Annotated in this window: 17 protein-coding genes; 10 read left to right on the top strand and 7 right to left on the bottom strand. The window is 70.8% G+C overall.

The genetic code is table 11. From position 1 onward, the window contains the following. Positions 1-27 precede the first annotated feature (27 nt). Entirely contained in the window at positions 28-501 is a 474-nt protein-coding gene (locus ACIBLC_RS06290) for a DUF1203 domain-containing protein (RefSeq protein ID WP_399209550.1), read from the top strand. 190 nt (positions 502-691) lie between these two features. Here the strand turns inward: ACIBLC_RS06290 and ACIBLC_RS06285 are convergent, their stop codons facing one another. After that, positions 692-1,708, bottom strand: a complete 1,017-nt coding sequence (locus ACIBLC_RS06285) for an aspartate-semialdehyde dehydrogenase (RefSeq protein ID WP_399209549.1) — start codon at positions 1,706-1,708, stop codon at positions 692-694. A gap of 258 nt (positions 1,709-1,966) precedes the next feature. Between ACIBLC_RS06285 and ACIBLC_RS06280 the strand changes: the two genes are divergently transcribed. Together ACIBLC_RS06280 and ACIBLC_RS06275 are read left to right on the top strand one after the other, a co-directional pair. Further along, complete coding sequence (locus tag ACIBLC_RS06280; protein ID WP_399209548.1) at positions 1,967-2,500, top strand: sigma-70 family RNA polymerase sigma factor; 534 nt, start codon at positions 1,967-1,969, stop codon at positions 2,498-2,500. Position 2,501: 1 nt separating this feature from the next. Continuing rightward, positions 2,502-3,215, top strand: a complete 714-nt coding sequence (locus ACIBLC_RS06275; protein ID WP_399209547.1) for a hypothetical protein — start codon at positions 2,502-2,504, stop codon at positions 3,213-3,215. Positions 3,216-3,360: 145 nt separating this feature from the next. Here ACIBLC_RS06275 and ACIBLC_RS06270 read toward each other — a convergent pair whose 3' ends face one another. Both ACIBLC_RS06270 and ACIBLC_RS06265 read right to left on the bottom strand, forming a co-directional pair. Then, on the bottom strand, positions 3,361-6,669 hold the full coding sequence (locus tag ACIBLC_RS06270) for a S8 family serine peptidase (protein WP_399209546.1): 3,309 nt from the start codon (positions 6,667-6,669) through the stop codon (positions 3,361-3,363). Positions 6,670-6,912: 243 nt separating this feature from the next. Further along, positions 6,913-7,449: a CGNR zinc finger domain-containing protein gene (locus ACIBLC_RS06265; protein ID WP_399209545.1), complete on the bottom strand. Its 537-nt coding sequence runs from the start codon at positions 7,447-7,449 to the stop codon at positions 6,913-6,915. Positions 7,450-7,578: 129 nt separating this feature from the next. Here ACIBLC_RS06265 and ACIBLC_RS06260 point away from each other — a divergent pair, with 129 nt between their 5' ends. The 5 genes from ACIBLC_RS06260 to ACIBLC_RS06240 all read left to right on the top strand — a co-directional run bounded on the left by ACIBLC_RS06260 (position 7,579) and on the right by ACIBLC_RS06240 (position 12,914). Beyond that, positions 7,579-8,022, top strand: coding sequence for a VOC family protein (locus ACIBLC_RS06260; RefSeq protein WP_399209544.1), 444 nt, complete (start codon positions 7,579-7,581; stop codon positions 8,020-8,022). Positions 8,023-8,049: 27 nt separating this feature from the next. Continuing rightward, complete coding sequence (locus ACIBLC_RS06255; protein ID WP_399209543.1) at positions 8,050-9,132, top strand: pyridoxamine 5'-phosphate oxidase family protein; 1,083 nt, start codon at positions 8,050-8,052, stop codon at positions 9,130-9,132. A gap of 9 nt (positions 9,133-9,141) precedes the next feature. Beyond that, the gene (locus ACIBLC_RS06250) at positions 9,142-9,591 is read left to right on the top strand and encodes an NUDIX hydrolase (protein WP_399209542.1); all 450 of its coding nucleotides are present in this window, start codon (positions 9,142-9,144) and stop codon (positions 9,589-9,591) included. A gap of 265 nt (positions 9,592-9,856) precedes the next feature. Next, a complete protein-coding gene (locus ACIBLC_RS06245; RefSeq protein ID WP_399209541.1) occupies positions 9,857-11,647 on the top strand; it encodes a TIGR03767 family metallophosphoesterase in 1,791 nt (596 codons plus the stop codon). Positions 11,648-11,738: 91 nt separating this feature from the next. After that, positions 11,739-12,914: a serine hydrolase domain-containing protein gene (locus ACIBLC_RS06240; RefSeq protein ID WP_399209539.1), complete on the top strand. Its 1,176-nt coding sequence runs from the start codon at positions 11,739-11,741 to the stop codon at positions 12,912-12,914. 85 nt (positions 12,915-12,999) lie between these two features. Here the strand turns inward: ACIBLC_RS06240 and ACIBLC_RS06235 are convergent, their stop codons facing one another. Further along, positions 13,000-14,055, bottom strand: a complete 1,056-nt coding sequence (locus tag ACIBLC_RS06235) for a hypothetical protein (protein WP_399209538.1) — start codon at positions 14,053-14,055, stop codon at positions 13,000-13,002. Positions 14,056-14,310: 255 nt separating this feature from the next. After that, positions 14,311-16,893, bottom strand: a complete 2,583-nt coding sequence (pepN, locus tag ACIBLC_RS06230; protein ID WP_399209537.1) for an aminopeptidase N — start codon at positions 16,891-16,893, stop codon at positions 14,311-14,313. Positions 16,894-17,030: 137 nt separating this feature from the next. Between pepN and ACIBLC_RS06225 the strand changes: the two genes are divergently transcribed. Then, the gene (locus ACIBLC_RS06225) at positions 17,031-17,705 is read left to right on the top strand and encodes a DsbA family protein (protein WP_399209536.1); all 675 of its coding nucleotides are present in this window, start codon (positions 17,031-17,033) and stop codon (positions 17,703-17,705) included. Here the strand turns inward: ACIBLC_RS06225 and ACIBLC_RS06220 are convergent. Next, positions 17,702-17,926: a hypothetical protein gene (locus tag ACIBLC_RS06220; RefSeq protein WP_399209535.1), complete on the bottom strand. Its 225-nt coding sequence runs from the start codon at positions 17,924-17,926 to the stop codon at positions 17,702-17,704. The two genes, ACIBLC_RS06225 and ACIBLC_RS06220, sit on opposite strands and share 4 nt — an antisense overlap. A gap of 180 nt (positions 17,927-18,106) precedes the next feature. On the opposite strand from ACIBLC_RS06220, the gene ACIBLC_RS06215 reads away from it, so the two are divergent. After that, a complete protein-coding gene (locus ACIBLC_RS06215; RefSeq protein WP_399209533.1) occupies positions 18,107-18,736 on the top strand; it encodes a histidine phosphatase family protein in 630 nt (209 codons plus the stop codon). Between the two features lie 137 nt (positions 18,737-18,873). Here ACIBLC_RS06215 and ACIBLC_RS06210 read toward each other — a convergent pair whose 3' ends face one another. Beyond that, positions 18,874-19,515, bottom strand: a complete 642-nt coding sequence (locus tag ACIBLC_RS06210; protein WP_399209532.1) for a superoxide dismutase — start codon at positions 19,513-19,515, stop codon at positions 18,874-18,876. Positions 19,516-19,876 lie beyond the last annotated feature (361 nt).

The raw sequence follows: 19,876 nt of genomic DNA, 5'->3' as shown, positions 1-19,876 counted from the left end.
CGGGCGGGCGCGCGTGACGCTGGAGCCATGACGACCTACACCGCACGACCCATCACTCCCGTGATCCTCAAGGAGCTGCGTGTCGCCGACGACGCGGGACGCGAGCGGGATTCCGTGACCGACGAGGAAGGCGGGGCGCCGCTGCGCTGCTGTCTGCGCCGCAGCGAGCCAGGAGAGCTGATCGCCCTGGTCTCGTACGCCCCGCTGCGTCGCTGGGCCGCGGAAACGGGCGCCGATCCGGGGGCGTACGACGAGCAGGGGCCGGTCTTCATCCACGCGCGGGAGTGTCCGGGGCCGGACCCGCACGGCTACCCCTTCGCCGGGGCCCACCGCACCGTCCGCCGCTACTCCGCCGAGGGGCGCATCCTCGGGGGGCGCCTGGTGGACGTCCTGGAGCCGGCCGTGTTCGCGGAGGCGTTCGCCGATCCGGAGGTGGCCCTGGTCCACGTCCGGGCGGTGGAGTACGGGTGCTTCCTGTACGAGGTGCGCAGGGGGGAGTGATTTCGCCCCCTCCGCCCCTTCCCGTCCCTTGGGGGCTCCGCCCCCGGACCCCGCTCCTCAAACGCCGGAGGGCTGAAATCTTTCAGCCCTCCGGCGTTTGAGGACGAGCGCGGAGCGCGAAAGGGGGGTCTGGGGGCGCAGCCCTCAGGTACGGGACGGGAAGGGGCGGAGGGGGCGAGGAAACCCGGGGTCAGCCGTTCAGCTCCGCTGCCACCAGCTCCGCGATCTGGATCGCGTTGAGGGCCGCGCCCTTGCGGAGGTTGTCGCTGGAGATGAACAGCGCGATGCCGTGGTCGACGGTCTCGTCGGGGCGGATGCGGCCGACGTACGACGCGTCCTGGCCGGCCGCCTGGAGAGGGGTCGGGATGTCGGAGAGGACGACGCCCGGGGCACCGGCCAGCAGCTCGGTGACGCGCTCCGCGCTCAGCGGACGCGCGAAACGGGCGTTCACCTGGAGCGAGTGCCCGGAGAACACCGGGACGCGGACGCAGGTGCCGGAGACCTTGAGGGCGGGGATCTCCAGGATCTTGCGGGACTCGCTGCGGAGCTTCTGCTCCTCGTCGGTCTCGTTCAGACCGTCGTCGACGACGGAGCCCGCGAGGGGGAGGACGTTGAAGGCGATGGGGCGCTTGTAGACCTGCGGCTCGGGGAAGTCGACCGCCGCGCCGTCATGGGTGAGCCTGTCGGCCTCGGCGACGACCTTGAGGGCCTGGCCGTGCAGCTCGGCGACACCGGCGAGACCGGATCCGGAGACCGCCTGGTAGGTCGCGACGACGAGCGCCTCGAGCCCCGCCTCCTCGTGCAGCGGCTTCAGGACCGGCATCGCGGCCATCGTCGTGCAGTTCGGGTTCGCGATGATGCCCTTGGGGCGGTCCGCGATCGCGTGCGGGTTCACCTCGGAGACCACGAGGGGTACGTCCGGGTCCTTGCGCCAGGCGGAGGAGTTGTCGATCACGACCGGGCCCTGGGAGGCGACCTTCTCGGCCAGTGCCCTGGAGGTCGCGCCGCCCGCCGAGAAGAGCACGATGTCCAGGCCCGAGTAGTCGGCCGTGGCGGCATCCTCGACCGTCACACCGTCGAGCACCGAACCGGCCGAGCGGGCCGAGGCGAACAGGCGCAGCTCGTCGACGGGGAAGCTCCGCTCGACCAGGATCCTGCGCATCACTGTGCCGACCTGACCGGTGGCTCCGACGATTCCGACCCTCACGGCGACTCCCTCTGCTTGCGTATGACGTGGTCCGGCGCTTCCATCATGCGTCTGACCAGTGCCCGTGTGTCCAATCCTTTCGCCCTGCCGCCCGAGGAATGGGACGCGGAGAGGTCGCGGGAACGCCGGGTCCCGGACCGGTGTGACGTACTTCGCCGGGACTCTCGCCGCAAGGAACGCGGAAAAAGAACGCCGGATCGGGCGAACGTTTCGGCCCGCCCCGGCGTCGTAGGGGAAACGCGGGAGGGGAGGGGTGCTGTGCTGCGCAGAAAGGCCCGCCGCGGTCAGGGGGACGTCCAGGGGGTGGACGACCCGCTGGACGCGGCGCAGGAACGCCGGGTGCGGGCGGTGCTCGCGCTCGGCGGGGTTCCGCAGGCGGACCTGCCGGACGGGGTGCAGCAGGTCCGCCTGCGGTTGCTGGAGCGGGCGGCGAAGGGGGACGAGGCGCCGCGCGACGTGTCCGCGTGGGCCGCGGTCGTCGCCTCCAACCTGGCGATGGACTGGCACCGGGCCAAGCGGCGTCAGGAGCGGCTGGGCGAGCGGCTGGCCTCGCTCCGGCAGCCCGCGGACGCCCGTGACGAGGACTCCAGCGTGCTCTCGCTCGCCGTCGCCCAGGGGCTGGACGAACTGCCCGACTCCCAGCGTCAGGTCCTCGTCCTGCGCTTCTACGCCGACCTGCCCGTCCGCGGAATCGCCGAGGAGCTGGGCATCCCGGAGGGCACGGTCAAGAGCAGGCTGCACACGGCGGTTCGGGCTCTGCGCGCCCGCCTGCACGAGGACGAGGTGGTGTGACGTGGCTGAGTACGAAGGTGCCGACGCGCTCCTGGCCGCGATCACGGACGAACCGCTGCCCGAAGGAGCCGAGGACGACGCCGAGTTCATGGCGGAGTACGGGGCGGCGACCGCGGATGTGGCGCTGCTGCGCGAGCAGTTGACGGTCCTCGGGGACGTGCTGGCGGACCGGACGGAAGCGGCGGACCCGAACCCGGTGCCTGTGTCTGTGCGAGCGCCCAGGAAACGCAGGCTCCGACCGCTGGTCCTGACTCTGGGCACTCTCGCCGTGGTCACCGTGGCCGCGGTGGTGGTCGGCATGAGCTGGCTCCTCGCGCAGGGCGGGAGCGGAGCGATGAGCAGCAACAGTGACAGCGGGGCGAAGGCGGAGGACAGCGGCGGATCCTCGTTCAGCGCCCCGGGCTATCTCGCCTGCTCCCGCCTCGTCGCCGAGGGCACGGTCGCGCGGGTCGAGCAGGTCCCCGGCGCGACCCGGGACAGCGTCACCCTGGACGTGAGCCGCTACTACAAGCCGGACAGGGGGAAGGGCCGGATCACCTTCCTGATGGACGAGAACGCAGGCCCCCGGCTCCGCACGGGCGACCACGTCCTGGTCGCCATCCCGAGGGACCAGGCGTCGCCCGACATCTGGATCACGGGCGAGCGGGAGATCGCCCGTGACCGGACCTCGATCGAGCAGGCGCTGCCCGACTCCCGCGCCCTGGACTGCGAATAGCCGGGCGACGGTGAACGCCGGGCGGCGGCGAACAGCCGGGCGCCAGCGAACGGCCGGGCCCGGGCGCCCGCGAATGACAGGCCGCACGAGAAAGGGCGGGCGCCCGCAACCGGACGCCCGCCCCACGATCAGCCGTGCGTGACGACTACGGCGTGACCTTCTCGATCTTCACGCTGCCGAGGCCCGCGACCGTGCCGCGCGCGTTCACCAGCTGGACCTGCCCGAAGAACTCGCGTCCCTCGGGCGCCGCCGCCGCGGCGGTGACCGAGGCGGACACCGAGGCCGAAGCGCCGGTGGCGAGCTTGACCGGCGTCGACTGGTCGACCGACACCGTGCCGAGCGCGGACGAGAAGAACACGTCCTGGTAGTCGTAGGCGGTCGAGCCCGACGGGATCGAGTAGCCCACGACCTCGACGGTGTACGTCCCCGCGGCCGGCGAGGCGACCGAGACGGCCTCCTCGGAGTCACCGTCGGCGGACGAACCGACCACGGTCCCGGCGGCGTTGTACACCGTCAGGTCGAGGTCGGCGGCCTGGTCCGAGACGTTGCCGATGGACACGTCGAGGGACTCGGCGCCCGCGGGCACCTCGACCGTCGTCGTCTGCGTCGCGGCGTCGGCGATGGTCGGCCGCGCGGTCAGCGAGGAGCCGAGCGGACCGCCCTTCAACGTGCCTTCCAGCGCGGCGTAGTTGTTCGTCACGGTCCAGGAAGCGGGGGCCGGGACACCGACCTTGGCCTCGGGGACGGTCACGACGGCCGGGTCGAAGGCCACGCCGAGCACGGAGACGTCGAGCTTGTACGGGTTGTCGAGCAGCGGCGACGTACGGCGCGACTCGACCTCGATCTCCCAGACGCCGGCCTGCGGGTCCGCGTACGAACGCACGTCGGGCTTGCAGCCGTTGCCGTCGAGATAGTTGTTGTAGCAGTACGGCGTCGAGGTGTTGTCGACCGGAACGCCGTACGGGTGGATCGCGATGAACCGCGTCTGGCTCAGGCCCTTCAGCCCGCCGATCGCGACCTCCAGGGACGTGGCGCCCTCGGGGACCGTGACGAAGTACGACGTGGTGCTGTTGCGCTGCACCGAACCCGACGCCGAGTAGGTGAACTTGACCGGCGCGGAGACGACGACGGTCGACAGGACCTGCTTGTCGACGCCCTCGGTCTTCGGGTCGTCGACCTCGAGGATCGCGCTCTTGAGACCGGCCGACTTCGGCGCGGCCTGGACCTTGACGGTCACCGGCTGGTTCAGCGGCAGCTTCACCACGTCGTCGCCGACGACCTTGAAGGTGCCGGCGGCGTTGTTCTCGAAGTACAGCTCGTGGCGGATCGCCTTGTCGGCGCCGGACGTACGCGTGATCGTGACGTCGTACGTCTTCTTCTGGCCCGCCTTGAGGCCGCCCTCACGGTCGTACAGGCCGGTGCCGAAGCCCGGGGTCTTCAGCGCGTAGTCGATCGCGGTGTCGACCGGCGCCTTCACCGTGTACTCGTGAGCGGTCGCGCCTGCCTTGATGGACCGCCACGCGTCCGGGATGTTGATGAGGCCCGCGCCCTCCTCGTACGCCTGAACACCCTTGATGTGATCGGCGGTCGAGGCGAGAGCCGTGCGCAGGGTGGCCGGGGTGAGGTCGATGCCCTTCTGCTCGGCGGCGCTCAGCAGCAGCGCCGAGGCGCCCGCGGCCTGCGGGGACGCCATCGAGGTGCCCTGGAGCATCGAGTAGCCGGCCGGAAGCGAGTAGCCCGCCTCGGCGACCGGGCCGCCGGGCAGCCAGGTCTGCGTGGTGTTGATCGCCGCGCCGGGGGCGGTCAGCGTCGGGGTGAAGCCGCCGTCCTCACGCGGGCCGCGCGAGGAGAAGGGCAGCAGCGCGTACTTCTTCTCCACCTTCGAGCCGTAGTTGGCGGCCCAGGTCTCCTTGGAGATCGACGCGGCGACCGAGATGACCTTGTCGGCCAGGCCGGGGTCGCCGATGGTGTTCGCGCCGGGGCCGGAGTTGCCCGCGGAGATCACCAACTGGACGCCGTAGGTGTCGATGAGACGCGTGTAGAGCTCGGCGCGCGCGTTGTTGCCGTCGTTCAGCGCGGGCAGACCGCCGATCGACATGTTGACGATGTCGACGCCGCGGTTGGCGACGAGGTCGATCATGCCCTCGGTGAGCGCGATGTTGGTGCAGCCGCCGGTCCAGGTGCAGGCGCGCGAGGAGACGATCTTCGCGCCGGGGGCCGCGCCGTTCATCTTGCCGCCGAACAGGCCGTTCGCGGCGGTGATGCCCGCAACGTGCGTGCCGTGCTCGGACTCGATGACACCGATGTTGACGAAGTCGGCCTTCTTGCCGACCCAGGTCCCGCCGTACGGGTCCATCGGGACGTCCTTGCGGATCTCCACGACGAACGGCTGGCGCTCGACGACGTCGGTGGACGGGTTGTCCGTGCCGAAGTAGCCGACCTGGTAACCGTCCTTGTACGGCTTCAGCACCGTGTCGTCGCTGAAGTCGCTGTTGTTGTTCAGGTCGACGCGGACCGTGCCGGCCGCCGCGTCGTAGAGGAGGCCCCACGAGTCGGTGGTGTCGCCGTCCCGGTTCGCGTCGCCCGCGGCGTCGCCGCCGGTGGTCGCGGACTCCCGGAACAAGCTGACCTGGTAGGAGCCCGCGGGCGCCGTCCAGGTCTTGCCGCTGTAGGTGAAGGTGGGCCCGGAGACCGGCGTGATCTGCGGGCGCCAGGTCGCGTCGCTGTCGAGGATCGGGTCGGTCGCGGTGACCCAGTCGACGATCTTGCGCTCGCCGGTGGTGGTCTTCTGGAGCGCCGGGTGCGCGAGGTCGACACCGGAGTCGAGGACGCCGATGGTGATGCCCCGGCCGTCCGCCTTCGGGTTGGCCTTCACGAAGTCGACGGCGCCCGTCTCGAAGGACGGGTTGTACGGGTTCTCGGCGGGCGTGCTTTTGGAAGGAGCCGGGTAAGTGGCCGCCGTCGACACGTTGTTGGCGCTCTTGGCCGTGTCGGCCGTCGGCGTCGGGTCGTCGAGTTCGATCTCCTGGCGCAGGTCTATCCCGTGCACGGAGGCCAGCTTCGCGGCGGCCTCGATGGCGGAATCGGCCTTGGCGGTCGGGACGGTGGCGCGGACGTAGCCGAGCTTGTCGTAGGACTCGCCGACCGATCCGCCCTTCACCGCGTCCAGTTGGCCGGCGACCTGTTCGGTCTGCCCGGGAGCGGTGGCGATCATCATCGTGACGTTCTTGTCACCGGCGGCCTTGGCGTCGGCGAGAAGGTCCGCGTCGTCCGAACCGAGCTTCGCGCTCGCGGACTTGATCACGGTGTCGGCCGCCGGTGAGCCGGTGTCCGCGGAGAAGGCCATGGGTATCGGCCCGGCCGCGGAGAGCGCGGCCACCAGGCCCGCGGCCACGGCAATCCGGGCCACGCGTCTCGCGCCCGATATCGGAGCGCGCTGAGGGTCGGAGGTCATCAGCATCCCTTGTAGGTAAAGGAACGAGCGTGGAGCGACCTGCCCCGATGGTCATTCGGGACGGGACCGCATCAGTCCGGTATGTGAACCCGGATGACCGCTCAGCTTTACCTAAGGGGCACTTGTTTGGGGAGGGTTGACCGAGGCGGGATGGAGTCATGGCGTACTTCCGCCATACGTCACGCCGGTGAAAGCACGCTAATGCGTGACATGCCGGAATGCCCCGGCGTCCTGTACGGGGATTCAGCTGTCCTTCGTGCGCGCGTAGTGGCGGGACGCTTTCGCACGGTTGCCGCACGCCGCCATCGAACACCAGCGCCGGGTGCCGTTCCGTGAGGTGTCGAAGAAGTGCAGGATGCACGCCTCGTGCGCGCACGCGCGGATCCGGTCGGGGGCGGTGCCCAGCAGTTCCAGGAAGTCGCGCGCGGCGAACCAGGCGGGGCCCCAGGCCGGTTCGCCGAACTCCGGGCTCTCGCCCCGCCCTTGGGCGGTCAGCGTGAGGCGGACGCGCCCGTGGGCGAGGACGGCGTCGACGCCGGCTGCCCCCTCGGCCAGGGATCCGTCGACGACGGTGCGCAGGGCGTCCCGGGCCTGGAGCGTGTGCCGCAGGACAGTGTCGTCGGCCGGGAAGTCCAGCCGGTTGGCCGCCAGCCACACCGCCAGCCCGTCGGTGTCCGTCAGCAGATCCCGGACGGCCCCCTCCTGCATCCAGCGGGTGTTGAGCAGGTCGAGCGAGACCGGCTCCCCGGTGAGCGGGCGCGGATCGAGCGGGGTGGGCATGGCGGAGGCTCCCTTCGGCGCTAACCGCTCAAGAGTATGTGACTGGTTGCGTTTCTCCATTCTAACCTCTAATCTCTATTAAAGAGGTTAGGCTCCGATTGGGCCTGGCAACGGACAGAGGGGACTGTCATGACTCCGCGCACCGGCCACATCGGTCTGAACGTCACGGATCTCGACCGCTCGCTCGGCTTCTACCGCGACGTGCTCGGCTTCGGGGTGATCGGCGAGGGCAAGGAGAAGGACCGGCGGTACGCGTTCCTGGGGGAGGGCGGCCGCCCCGTCCTCACGCTATGGCAGCAGGCGCGGGAGTCGTACGACACCAGCCGCGCCGGCCTGCACCACCTCGCACTGGAAGTGGACTCGCTCGACCAGGTCAGGACGTACGAGACGGCTCTGCGTGCCTACGGGGTGGAGTTCGCGTACGACGGTGTGGTCGCCCACCGCGAGGGCGCGGCGTCCGGCGGCATCTTCTTCCACGACCCCGACGGCACCCGCCTGGAGATCTACGCGCCGAGTGGTGCCGAGGAGACTCCCGCACCGTCCGGGTCCGCTCCGACCTGCGGGTTCTTCTAGTCCTTGGCAATCCGAGAGGGGTGCGCTGTGACGTTTCACGCGGGTTCACGTGCCGTGCAGGACCGGGTCGGCGTCCGCGACATCGCCGACCATGTGGGCCAGTCCGTCGGGCAGGGCATCCGTCCGGTGGCCGCCGCCTTCCTCGAGCAGCAGCCGATGCTGGTGCTCGGCGCCGCGGACCCGGCGAGCGGCGCGGTGTGGGCCTCCCTGCTCACCGGCGAGCCCGGCTTCGTGCGGGCCACGGGTCCCCACCAGATCTCGGTACGGGGCGGACTCCGCCCGGACGACCCGCTCACCGCCGCGCTCGCCCCGCAGAGCCCCTCCGCCGAGGCCGCCGCGCTGGCCGCGGGGGACACCTACGCCGGGGTCGCCATGCCGGCCACGGACGGCACCCCCGCAGGGGCCACCGCGCCGGCCACGGAGAGCACCTCGGCCGGGGCCGTCCCGCGCGTCGCGGAGGACACCCTCGACGACTCCGCCGCACAGAACCCCGGCGGCGCCGCGCTCCCCTTGGGGGGCATCCCCGTCGGCACCATCGCGCTTGACCCGCGCACCCGCCGCCGTATGCGCCTCAACGGCCGGGCGCGCCCCACACCCCGCGGCTTCGTGGTCGAGGCGGACCAGGTCTTCGCCAACTGCCCGAAGTACCTCCAGCGGAGGGAGTCGTACGAGACGGTCGACCGCGCCTCCGCCGCACCCCGGCGGGGTTCCGAACTGACAACGCGGCAGCGGGAGTTCATCGAGTCCGCCGACACCTTCTTCATCGCCACCGTGCACGGGGAGGGTGCCGACGCCAGCCACCGCGGCGGCAACCCCGGCTTCGTCCGCGCCGACTCGCCCGGCGAGCTGAGCTGGCGCGACTATCCCGGCAACTCCATGTTCCTGACCCTCGGCAACCTGTCCGTCGACCCGCGGGCCGGACTGCTCTTCCTGGACTGGACCTCCGGGGCCGTGCTCCAGCTCACCGGCACGGCGCGCACGGAGTTCGACCGGGACGGGGAACGCGCGGTCCGCTTCGCCGTCGCCTCGGTCGTCGAGACCCCCGCCGCCAGCCCGCTGACCTGGTCCGCCCCCGGGTATTCGGCTGCCAATCCGACCCCGGCGCGCTAACGTCACGACGTGCGCGAGGAGTTGAGGGTGGCGGCCTACGCCATATGCGTCCGGGACGGGGAACTGCTGCTCGCCCGCGGCTACGACGACGACGGAACCCCCGAGTGGACACTGCCCGGCGGCGGCATGGACCACGGCGAGGATCCCTACGACACCGTGGTCCGGGAGGTCGAGGAGGAGACGGGATACGTCTTCGAGGCCACCGGACTGCTCGGCGTGGACTCGTTCCGGCGCCGGGTTCCGCGCCGCCTCGGGGTCGTCGCCGACCACCACGCCCTGCGGCTCGTCTACGAAGGGCGGGTCGTCGGTGGCGAGCTGCGCCCGGAGGTGAACGGGTCCACCGATCTGGCGGCTTGGCACCCGCTGGACGCCGTTCCCGGCCTGAAACGGGTCGGACTGGTCGATATCGGGCTCGCGTTGTGGCGGCAGCGGCCGGCCGTGGGCCGCGTGGCGAAGTAGCGCCCGCAACGGCTCATCCGCAGCGGTGTTCCCCTCGCGGATGAACGCGGAGTGACCGCCTCCCGGCCGTTCGAGGTGGTCTCCATGGACGCCCATGGTCGCGCGGTGTCGCCCAAGATCCACGTACGGTGATCGGCGCTGCCCGTTGTGGTCCAGTTAACGCGCAGGTCATCCCTGGTGCCAACGATCCAGTATGAGCGGGGCGTTCGCGACGCGAGCCTCCCGCGACCACTGTCGACGCGTTCGCAATCGGGGAGATCGCGCCATGTCGCGCATACGCTCTGTCGCCGCCGCTGCATCCGACCTCAACCGCCGTACCCTGCTGGCAGCCACCGGGGCGGTGTCCCTCTCCGCGGGGATCGGCCTCGCCCTGCGGCCCGGCTCCGACGCGCACGCCGCGGCGGAGGCACAGGCCGCCACGGACGTGACCGCCGCCGGTTCGGGCGAGGCGCCGGTGGCGGTGTCCCGCAGGGCCCCCGTCGACCGTCTCGACCCCTACGAGCGCGGCACCACCCTGAGCGGTGTCGCCGCCCCCCGCTCCGGCTCCACCGGGTACCGGCGGCTCGGCGGCGGCCCCGGCTGGAAGCGGGTCGTACGCAGCGAACTGGCCTCGGCCAAGTCGGGCCGGGCGGCCCGGCGCACCGCGCTCGCCTCGTTCGTGCAGCTCACCGACCTGCATCTGATGGACACCCAGCACCCGCTGCGCCTGGAGTTCATGCGCTCGACCGACGTGCACAGCTGGCGTCCGCAAGAGATCCTGTCCGTGCAGGGCGCGGTCTCGCTCGTCGAGCGGGTCAACTCGCTGTCCGGAGCCCCCGTCACCGGCTCCGCGCTGCACTTCGTCATGACCACCGGCGACAACACGGACAACAACGCGAAGTCCGAGCTGGAATGGTTCATGAAGGTGATGAGCGGCGGGCGTATCACCCCCAACAGCGGCGACCCGCGCTCCTACGAAGGCGTCCAGAACAGCGGCCTCAAGCAGTACTGGCATCCCGACTCCACCCTCCGCGACGCCGACAAGCAGCGCGGCTTCCCGCACATCGAGGGCTTCCTGAAGGCCGCGACCGCCGAACTGCGCAGCCCCGGCCTCAACCTCCCCTGGTACTCCACGGTCGGCAACCACGACTCCCTGCCGCTCGGTTGCTACGCCTCCCACAGCGACCCCTTCCTCACCGACTTCGCCGTCGGCGGCAAGAAGCTGATGAGCGCGTCGGCGGCGGACTGCAAGCCCCTGAAGGAAGCCATCCAGAAGGCCACGGACCCCAGGGGCGTCCGGTACCGCGAGTTCCTCCAGGCACACGCGCGCGACCTGCGCTCGGTCACCCCGGACGAGAAGCGCGCCCCCTTCACGCCGGCCGACTACCTCAAGGCGCACCTGGACCCGGCGTACGCGGGCAACGGCCCCGTCGGACACGGCTATTCGTCCGCCAACGTCGCCGCGGGTACCCAGTACTACTCCTTCCGCATCTCCGACGACGTCATCGGCATCAGCCTGGACACCACCGACCCGGGCGGGCACTACCAGGGGTCCCTCGGCGCCGCCCAGCTCAAGTGGCTCGACAGGACGCTGCGCGACAACAAGGACTCCTACGCCGTCGTCTTCAGCCACCACACCAGCGCGTCGATGACGAACACCCGCCCCGACCCGGCCCGCCCGAACGAGAAGCGTCACAACGGCAAGGACGTCCTCGCCCTCCTCGGCGGCCACGCCAACGTCCTGGCCTGGGTCAACGGCCACATCCACCGCAACGAGATCACCCCGCACTCCGCGCCCGGCGGCCGCTCCTTCTGGGAGATCTCCACCGCCTCGCACGTCGACTATCCCCAACTCGCCCGCGTCATCGAGCTGGTGGACAACAAGGACGGCACGATCTCCGTCTTCACCACCCTCGTCGAGGCCGCCGCCCCGCACGCCACGGATTTCACCGACCTCACCCAGACCGGTCTCGCCGCCCTCTACCGCGAGCTCTCCTTCAACGCGCCGGGCGCCCGCTCGGACCTGGCGGGGACGTCGCGGGACCGGAACACGGAGCTCGTCCTCAAGAAGGGCTAGATATCGCTCAACCGGCGCGGCCCGGGCAACCCCCTCGCCCACCCCCGCGGTCCCCCCTCCCGACTGTGCCCGGCGACAAGGGGGAAAACCCATGAACCACCCGAACCACCCGAACCACAGAAGCCGCACGAGGACGCGTACGGGACTGGTGGCCGCGACCGCGGTGACGCTGACGGCCGCGCTGGCGGGACCCGCACTGGCGGCTCCGCCCGCGAAGGGCGACCACAGCGGGACCCGTGCGGCGATGGACGCCGCCGTACGGGACGGCGTACCGGGCGTGACGGCGACGGTGAAGGACAGGAACGGCACGTGGGCCGCCACGTCCGGAGTCGGCGACCTGAAGACGAAAAAGCCCCGCGGCAAGGCCGACCGCTTCCGCGTGGGCAGCATCACCAAGACCTTCGTCTCCACCGTCCTGCTCCAACTGGAGGCGGAGGGGCGGCTGTCGCTCGACGACAAGGTGGAGAAGTGGCTCCCGGGCGTGGTGCGGGGCAACGGCCACGACGGACGCCTGATCACGATCCGTCAGCTCCTCAACCACACCAGCGGTGTCAACAACTACACGGACGACGAGGACTTCGTCCGCACGTACTTCCTGAAGGACGGCTTTCTCGAGCACCGCTACGACACCGTGACCCCGGCCGGACTGGTCGCGATCGCCATGACGCACAAGCCGGACTTCGCTCCGGGCACGTCGTGGAACTACTCCAACACCAACTACGTACTGGCCGGCATGGTGATCAAGAGGGTCACCGGCAACTCGTTCGCCTCGGAGATCACCCGCCGCGTCATCGAGCCCCTCGGCCTGCACGCCACGCTCGTACCGGGCACGTACCCCAAGGTGCCGCGGCCGAGCAGCCGCGCCTACGGCAAGCTGGCGGAGACGACGACAGGACCGACGTACGACGTCACGGAACTCAACCCCTCCCTCGCCTCCGCCGCGGGCGAGATGATCTCCAGCGCCTCCGACCTGAACCGCTTCTACACGGCCCTGCTCCGCGGCAGGCTGCTCCCGCCCCAGCAGCTCAAGGAGATGAAGACCACCATCCCGGTCGACGAGATCACCAACGCCGGGTACGGCCTCGGTCTCATCGAGATGGAGCTGAGCTGCGGGGTCCATGTCTGGGGCCACGGCGGCGGCATCCACGGCTCCGCATCGGAGGCGGTGACCACCGCAGACGGCCGCCACTCCCTGTCCTTCAACTTCAACGGGGACTGGTCGGGGGACAGCGGGGCGGTGATCGAGGCGGAGTTCTGCGGTAAGTAGCCCTCCCCGGGGACCCGCACGAGGAGGGGCCGCCGGTGTCCCGGCGGCCCCTCCTCTCCCCTCCTGGCACGGCCCCGGTCCGTCACTACCGGGGCAGCACCACGACCAGCGCCGCCGGCTCGCGGTCGTTCGACGCCATCAGGGCGGTGCGTACGACGGTGGCCTGCTGTTCCATCGCGTCGCGCAGCTTCCTGGGCGTGATGTGGACGACGGTGATGCCCAGCCGCTCCAGGTGCTCGCGCTTGCGGGCGTACTCCGACCAGAGCGCGTCCTCGTCCTGGCGGGGGGCGCGGGTGTCGAGTTCGAGGGCCACGGCCTGCTCCGGCCAGTAGGCGTCGAGGCCGCCGAGGTGAGGGCCGCCGGGGAGCCGGAGGTCCACGTTCCACACCGGGTCGGGAAGGCCGAACTCCCGCACCATCCGGTACAGGCGGTCCTCCGCGATCGACCGGCCCTCGGCGAGGAGCGAGTCCACCGCGTCCACCACATGGGGCCGCGAGAGCAGCCGGGCCTGCGTCAACTCCCTTACGACCGCGGCCGGTTCGCAGTGACCGGCGCGCACCGCCTCCGTCAGCAGCCGGCGCACCGCGTTCGCGTCCGTCAACTCCGCGACGGCGTCGGCGAGGGCACGCGGCACGGGAGCCACCGGGACACCGGTGACGTACGAGGCGGTGGGCAGGGACGCCGTACGGACGATGCGGGCGCAGCCGGTGGAGCGCAGCCGGCGCAGGCGGGGGACCAGGACGTCGATCGTGTCGAGGGAGAGCAGCGGGGGAGCCGAGGTGAACCCGTGCAGGGTGAGCGCCGCCAGGCCGGTGATGAGCGCGTCCGCGTACGGCTGGGGCGCGTGCGGGGCCTCCGCTCCCGGCTGGACGGGAATCGCCGGCGCCGGCTGCGCGGCGGAGCGGGCGGCGAACATCAGAACCGCGTGCAGCCGCTCCTCGGAGGTGGGCGGGCCGGGGTGCAGCAGGAAGACGCCCGGCAGGAACTGCTGCCAGGAACCGCCCGGCCGGCACTGCTCGTTCGTCTCGGCGGCGCTCACGCCGCGCGCCTTGAGCTGCGCGGTGGTCAGCACGCGCCGCTGAACGTGGGACAGGTGACGCAGGGGGCGGGGGGAGTGCGAGAGCGGGGTGTTGTGGTTCATGAACCGGGGTTTCCCGCGCCGGGGCCGCCCTCTAACCGCTGTTACACGCTCGTCGACAAATCAGGACAAGCTCGTCCTAAAGTACGGGCGTTCGACTGCCGAAAGGCGCTGCTCCGGATGGGGAGTAGTACGGGTTACGGCTTTGCGTATCTGTACTTCGTAACTACCGCGCGCTGGTATTTCATGACCGCCGATGCGCGGACGCCGAGGAGGGCGTGGGCCGCGGCCCACGCCCCCTCCGGACGGTCCCGTCCGTCAGCCGGCCGCGGCCACGTCGACCGCCTGCCCCCGCAGCGCGCGCGCCAGATCGTCCCGCGCCTCCAGCACCAGCCGGCGCAGCGCGGGCGCCGCGTCCTCGTGGGCCGCGAGCCACGCGTCCGTCGCGTCCAGGGTCTCCTGGGAGTCCTGGAAGGCGGGGAAGAGACCCCGCACGACGTCCATCCCGATCTGGATCGAGCGGTCCGCCCAGACCCGCTCGATCGCGTCGAAGTACTTCGTGGCGTACGGGGCGAGCAGCTCGCGCTGGGACGACTGGTCGAAGCCCGCGATGGTCGCCTCGACCAGGGCGTTGGACAGGGCGTCGGACTCGACCACCGACGCCCAGGCCTGCGCCTTGACCGCCGCGGAGGGCCGGGCGGCGAGACAGCGGACCTGGTGACGCTTGCCGGACGCGGTGTCGTCGCGGGCGAGTTCGGCGGCCAGCGCGGTCTCGTCGGCGGCTCCGTGCGCGGCCAGCGGTTCCAGGAACGCCCAGCGCAGCTCCTGGTCGACATCGAGGCCGTCGATCTTCGCCGTGCCCTCCAACAGGCCCCCGAGAAGCTGGAGATCGGCCGCGCCGGACGCGACCCGCGCGAAGAAACGGGCCCAGGTCAACTGGTGCTGGCTGCCCGGCTCCGCGAGCCGCAGCTCCTTCAACGCGCCCTCGGCGAGCAGACGTTCGCCCGTCGCGCGCCAGTCGGGCGCCGCGTAGAAGGCGAGCGCCGAGTCGGCCCAGGCGTGCAGCATCTGCAGGACGCCGATGTCCGACTCGCGCCCCGCGAACCGCAGCACCAGGTCGAGGAAGTCGCGGGCGGGCATCAGCGCGTCACGCGTGAGGTTCCACAGAGCCGACCAGCACAGGGCGCGCGCCAGCGGGTCCGTGAGGTCACCGAGCCGCTCCCGCAGTGTCTCCAACGAGCCCTCGTCGAAGCGGATCTTGCAGTACGTCAGGTCGTCGTCGTTCACGAGGACCAGGTCGGGGGCCTCGGCGCCGACCAGCTCGGCGATGACCGTACGGGGTCCGTCGACGTCCGTCTCGGCTCGTGCGTACCGCTCCACGGCGCCGCTCGGCGTACGCCGGTACAGGCCCACCGCCACGCGGTGCGGGCGCAGTTCGGGATGCGACTCCGCGGCCTCCTGCACGATCGCCAGCTCGGCGATCCGGCCCTCCGAGCTCAGGATCACCTGCGGGGTGAGGGAGTTGACACCGGCCGTCTGGAGCCAGGACCGCGCCCAGGAAGCCAGGTCACGCCCGCTGGTCTCCTCGAGCACCGACAGCAGATCGCCGAGGCGCGTGTTGCCGTACGCGTTCCGCTTGAAGTAGCGGCGCGCGCCCTCCAGGAACGCGTCCTGGCCGACGTAGGCGACGAGCTGTTTCAGTACGGAGGCGCCCTTGGCGTACGTGATGCCGTCGAAGTTGAGCTTGGCGTCCTGGAGGTCGCGGATGTCGGCGGTGATCGGGTGCGTGGAGGGGAGCTGGTCCGCGCGGTAGGCCCACGCCTTGCGGCGGTTGGCGAAGGTGATCCAGCCGTCCTCGAAGCGGGTCGCCCCGACCAGCGAGAACGCGCCCATGAAGTCGGCGAAGGACTCCTTGAGCCACAGGTCGTCCCACCACTCCATGGTGACGAGGTCGCCGAACCACATGTGCGCCATCTCGTGCAGGATGACGTTCGCCCGGCCCTCGTATGACGCCTGCGTCACCTTGCCGCGGAAGATGTACTCCTCGCGGAACGTGACCAGTCCGGGGTTCTCCATCGCGCCGAGGTTGTACTCGGGCACGAACGCCTGGTCGTACTTCCCGAAGGGGTACGGGTAGTCGAAGTGCTCGTGGAAGAAGTCCAGGCCCTGCTTGGTGACGAGGAAGACGTCGTCGGAGTCGAAGTACGGCGCCAGGCCCTTGCGGCACATCGCGCCGAGCGGGATCTCCAGCGTCGTACCGTCGTCGAAGGTGCGGGTGTAGCTGTCGGTCACGTAGTGATAGGGGCCGGCGGCGAAGGCGGTGATGTACGTCGAGATCGGCTTTGTCTCGGCGAACTGCCAGACGCCGTCGGTGAGCACCCCGGCGCCGTTGCTCCAGACGGTCCAGCCCTCCGGGGCCCGCACCTCGAAGCGGAACGGGGCCTTGAGGTCCGGCTGCTCGAAGTTGGCGAAGACGCGCCGGGAGTCGGCGGGCTCGTACTGCGTGTAGAGATAGACCTCGCCGTCCTCGGGGTCGACGAAGCGGTGCATGCCCTCGCCGGTGCGGGAGTAGGCGCACTGGGCGTCGACGACGAGTTCGTTGTCGGCGGCCAGGTCCTCCAGCACGATCCGGGTCCCGTCGAAGACCTCGCCGGGGTCGAGATCCCTGCCGTTGAGCGAGAGGGCCGTCACGCTCGGCGCGATCAGGTCGGCGAAGCTCGTGGCGCCCGGCTCGGCGGAGCGGAAGCGGATGGTGGTCACCGAGCGGAAGGTGCGCGGCGTGCCGTGGGCGGTTTGGTCCCCGACGGCCGAGCGCAGGTCGAGGGACACCTCGTACCCGTCGACGGACAGCAGCGCGGCCCGCTCCCGGGCCTCGTCGCGGGACAGATTCTCACCGGGCACGGGGGCACTCCCTCTGGGCTGGACGGACATGTCGGAACAGGGCCGATCCTGCCATGTGCTCCTGACACCGGGCACCCGGGAATTGGCCGGGTGGCCGTTGGCGTTGCACCGACAAAGACGACTTTCCGAGGAGATCCATGCCTGAGCAGAGCGCAACGACGAGTTCCGGTTCCGGCAAGACCCCCGTCGACTTCTGGTTCGACCCGCTGTGCCCCTGGGCCTGGATGACCTCGCGCTGGGTGCTCGAAGTGGAGAAGGTCCGTGACATCGAGGTCCGCTGGCACATCATGAGCCTGGCCGTGCTGAACGAGCCGAAGCTGGACGAGCTGGACGACCACTACCGCGAGATGCTCAGCACCAAGGCCTGGAAGCCGATCCGCGTGGTGACCGCCGCCTGGCAGAAGCACGGCGACGACATCCTGGGCCCGCTCTACACCGCGCTGGGCACCCGCATCCACAACGAGGGCCAAGGCCCGACCATCGAGGCGATCGCCGCCGCGCTCGACGAGGTCGGCCTCCCGGCGTCCCTGCTCGACTACGCCGACCAGGAGAACTTCGAGTTCGACGCCGAGCTGCGCGCCTCCCACAAGGAGGGCATCGACAAGGTCGGCCAGGACGTCGGCACCCCCGTCATCGCCGTCCCCGGCGCCGACGGCGAGCAGGTCGCCTTCTTCGGCCCGGTCGTCACCCCGGCACCCAAGGGCGAGGCCGCCGCCAGGCTCTGGGACGGCACCCTGCTGGTCGCCTCCACGCCCGGCTTCTACGAGATCAAGCGGTCGCGTACGGCCGGGCCGGACTTCAGCAACCTCTAGGCATTCTCGGCGGCGGGGATCCGGAACTCCTCGGGGAGGTCCCCGCCGTCGCTGTGCTTGAACGAGCGCTGGACCCGCACGCAGCCCTCGTGGGCGCAGCGGATGTAGGCGTCCACGTTGCCCTGCTTGGTGGCTTCCCTGGCCCCGGCACGCTCCGCGTCGTTCGCCAGATGCCTGAAGGCACGCATTCTGCGGCAGTTCCTGCACCACTTGTTCGGCATGCACGCCTCCTGTTAGGACGCCCGGGATCCGCGAGCCTAAACGCCCGCGGGCCGCCGCGCCGGTGGAACGCGTCCTGTCGGCGGAGTCGGTGACAAGAGGTGTCCGGAAGCACACCCTCAGGTGAGGCGGGAGCGGGAAAACCCCACGCCAGGTGGGCGCGCCCTGGATACTCCTTGGTCATGAGTACGCCCCTCGGGTCAACGACGACCCTTCTCCTCGCCCGGCACGGGCAGACCGTCTGGCACGCCGAGAGGCGTTACGCAGGGGTGAGCGACGTCGCTCTCACCGACGAGGGCCGGGCCCAGGCGGAGGCCCTGGGCCGCTGGTGCGCCGCGCACCGGGTCGACGCGGTCTGGACGTCGACGATGTCGCGCGCCGCCGCCACGGCGGAGCCCGCCTGCCGGGCCCTGGGCGTCACCCCGCACCGCGAACCCGCCCTGCGGGAATGCGACTTCGGGATCCTGGAGGGCCGCACCCTCGCCGAGTTCGAGGCCGAGAACCCGCGGCGCGCGAAGGCGTTCCGGACGGACCCGGTGGCATACCCCTTCCCGGAGGCGGAGGACCCCCGCACCGCGGCCGCCCGCGGCGTGCGGGCCCTGCACGGCATCGCGGCCGCGCACACCGGAGAACGGGTCCTGGTGGTCGCGCACAACACCCTGTTCCGCCTGGTCCTCTGCTCGCTCCTGTCCATCCCGCTGGGCGAGTACCGGCGCGTGTTCCCGCAGCTCCGCAACGCGGCGGTCACCGAACTCCGCGTCGAGGACGGGGCCGTCGCCCTGCTCTCACTCAATGTGCCGTGCGCGCGGTGAGCGAGGCGAAGCCCCCGCGAGTCACGTCCTCGCGGGGGCTTCCCCCTGTCCGCCTGCCACGTGAAGGTTGAGAAGACGATCACGAGCAGGACGTTCCATCCGGGCCCCAGGTCTTGGGGCCTCAGGCTGTACGGGCCTCAGGGAGCCAGCAGCAAGACGTCGGCGCGGGACTTCGCGGCCGTGTAACGCCGGGCCACGTCCTGCCAGTTGACGACGGCCCACATGGCCTCGATGAAGTCGACCTTCTGGTTCTTGTACTGGAGGTAGAAGGCGTGCTCCCAGGCGTCGAAGACCAGGATCGGCGTCGAGCCCTGGCCCACGTTGCCCTGGTGGTCGTAGACCTGCTCCACGATCAGGTGGCCGCTCAGCGGTTCGTACGCCAGCACGCCCCACCCGGACCCCTGCGTGGTCGCGGCGGCCTTGGTGAGCTGCGCCTTGAACCCGGCGAAGGAACCGAAGGACTCGGTGATCGCGTCCGCAAGCTCGCCCACACCGTCCGCGGCCAGCGGCTCGCCGCCGCCCTCGCCGGTCATGTTGTGCCAGTAGACGCTGTGCAGGATGTGGCCGGAGAGATGGAAGGCCAGGCTCTTCTCCAAGCCGTTGACCGAGCCCCACGACTCCTTGTCCCGTGCCTCCGCGAGCTGCTCGAGCGTGTCGTTCGCACCCTTCACGTACGCCGCGTGGTGCTTGTCGTGGTGCAGCTCGACGATCTCGGGGCTGATGACGGGGGCGAGCGCGGAGTAGTCGTAGGGCAGCTCGGGAAGTGTGTAGACGGCCATGCCAGGTCCTCTCCGACCTCTATTGCAACCTTCTTGCAGGTGCACGCTAGCAGCAGGAAGGGCGGGGTGTGGGTCCGGACGCACAAACTGACGGCGGGGCTGCCCGTCGTCGGGGAGTACGTTCGGGGCGCCGTCGACCGCGGGCACCGTCGGGTGCGCGGTGGCCGGGTGCGGCCGTCCTTTCAGGAGGAGGCGAAGAGCCTTTGGCGGAACCCCACAGCCCCGGCGCACCCCGCTCCGTGGCCGAACCGATCCCACCTCAGTGACCAGCATCACGCCCCCAGGGGCATACCCGGCCCCCTTTGTCAGAAGCCGACCAACCCCCGCCCGCCCCCTTTGTCGACCGCTGACGGTGATCGCC

The organism is Streptomyces sp. NPDC050535, assembly GCF_044457665.1.
Lineage (GTDB): Bacteria > Actinomycetota > Actinomycetes > Streptomycetales > Streptomycetaceae > Streptomyces.
This window is presented reverse-complemented; position numbering and strand designations above follow the sequence as displayed.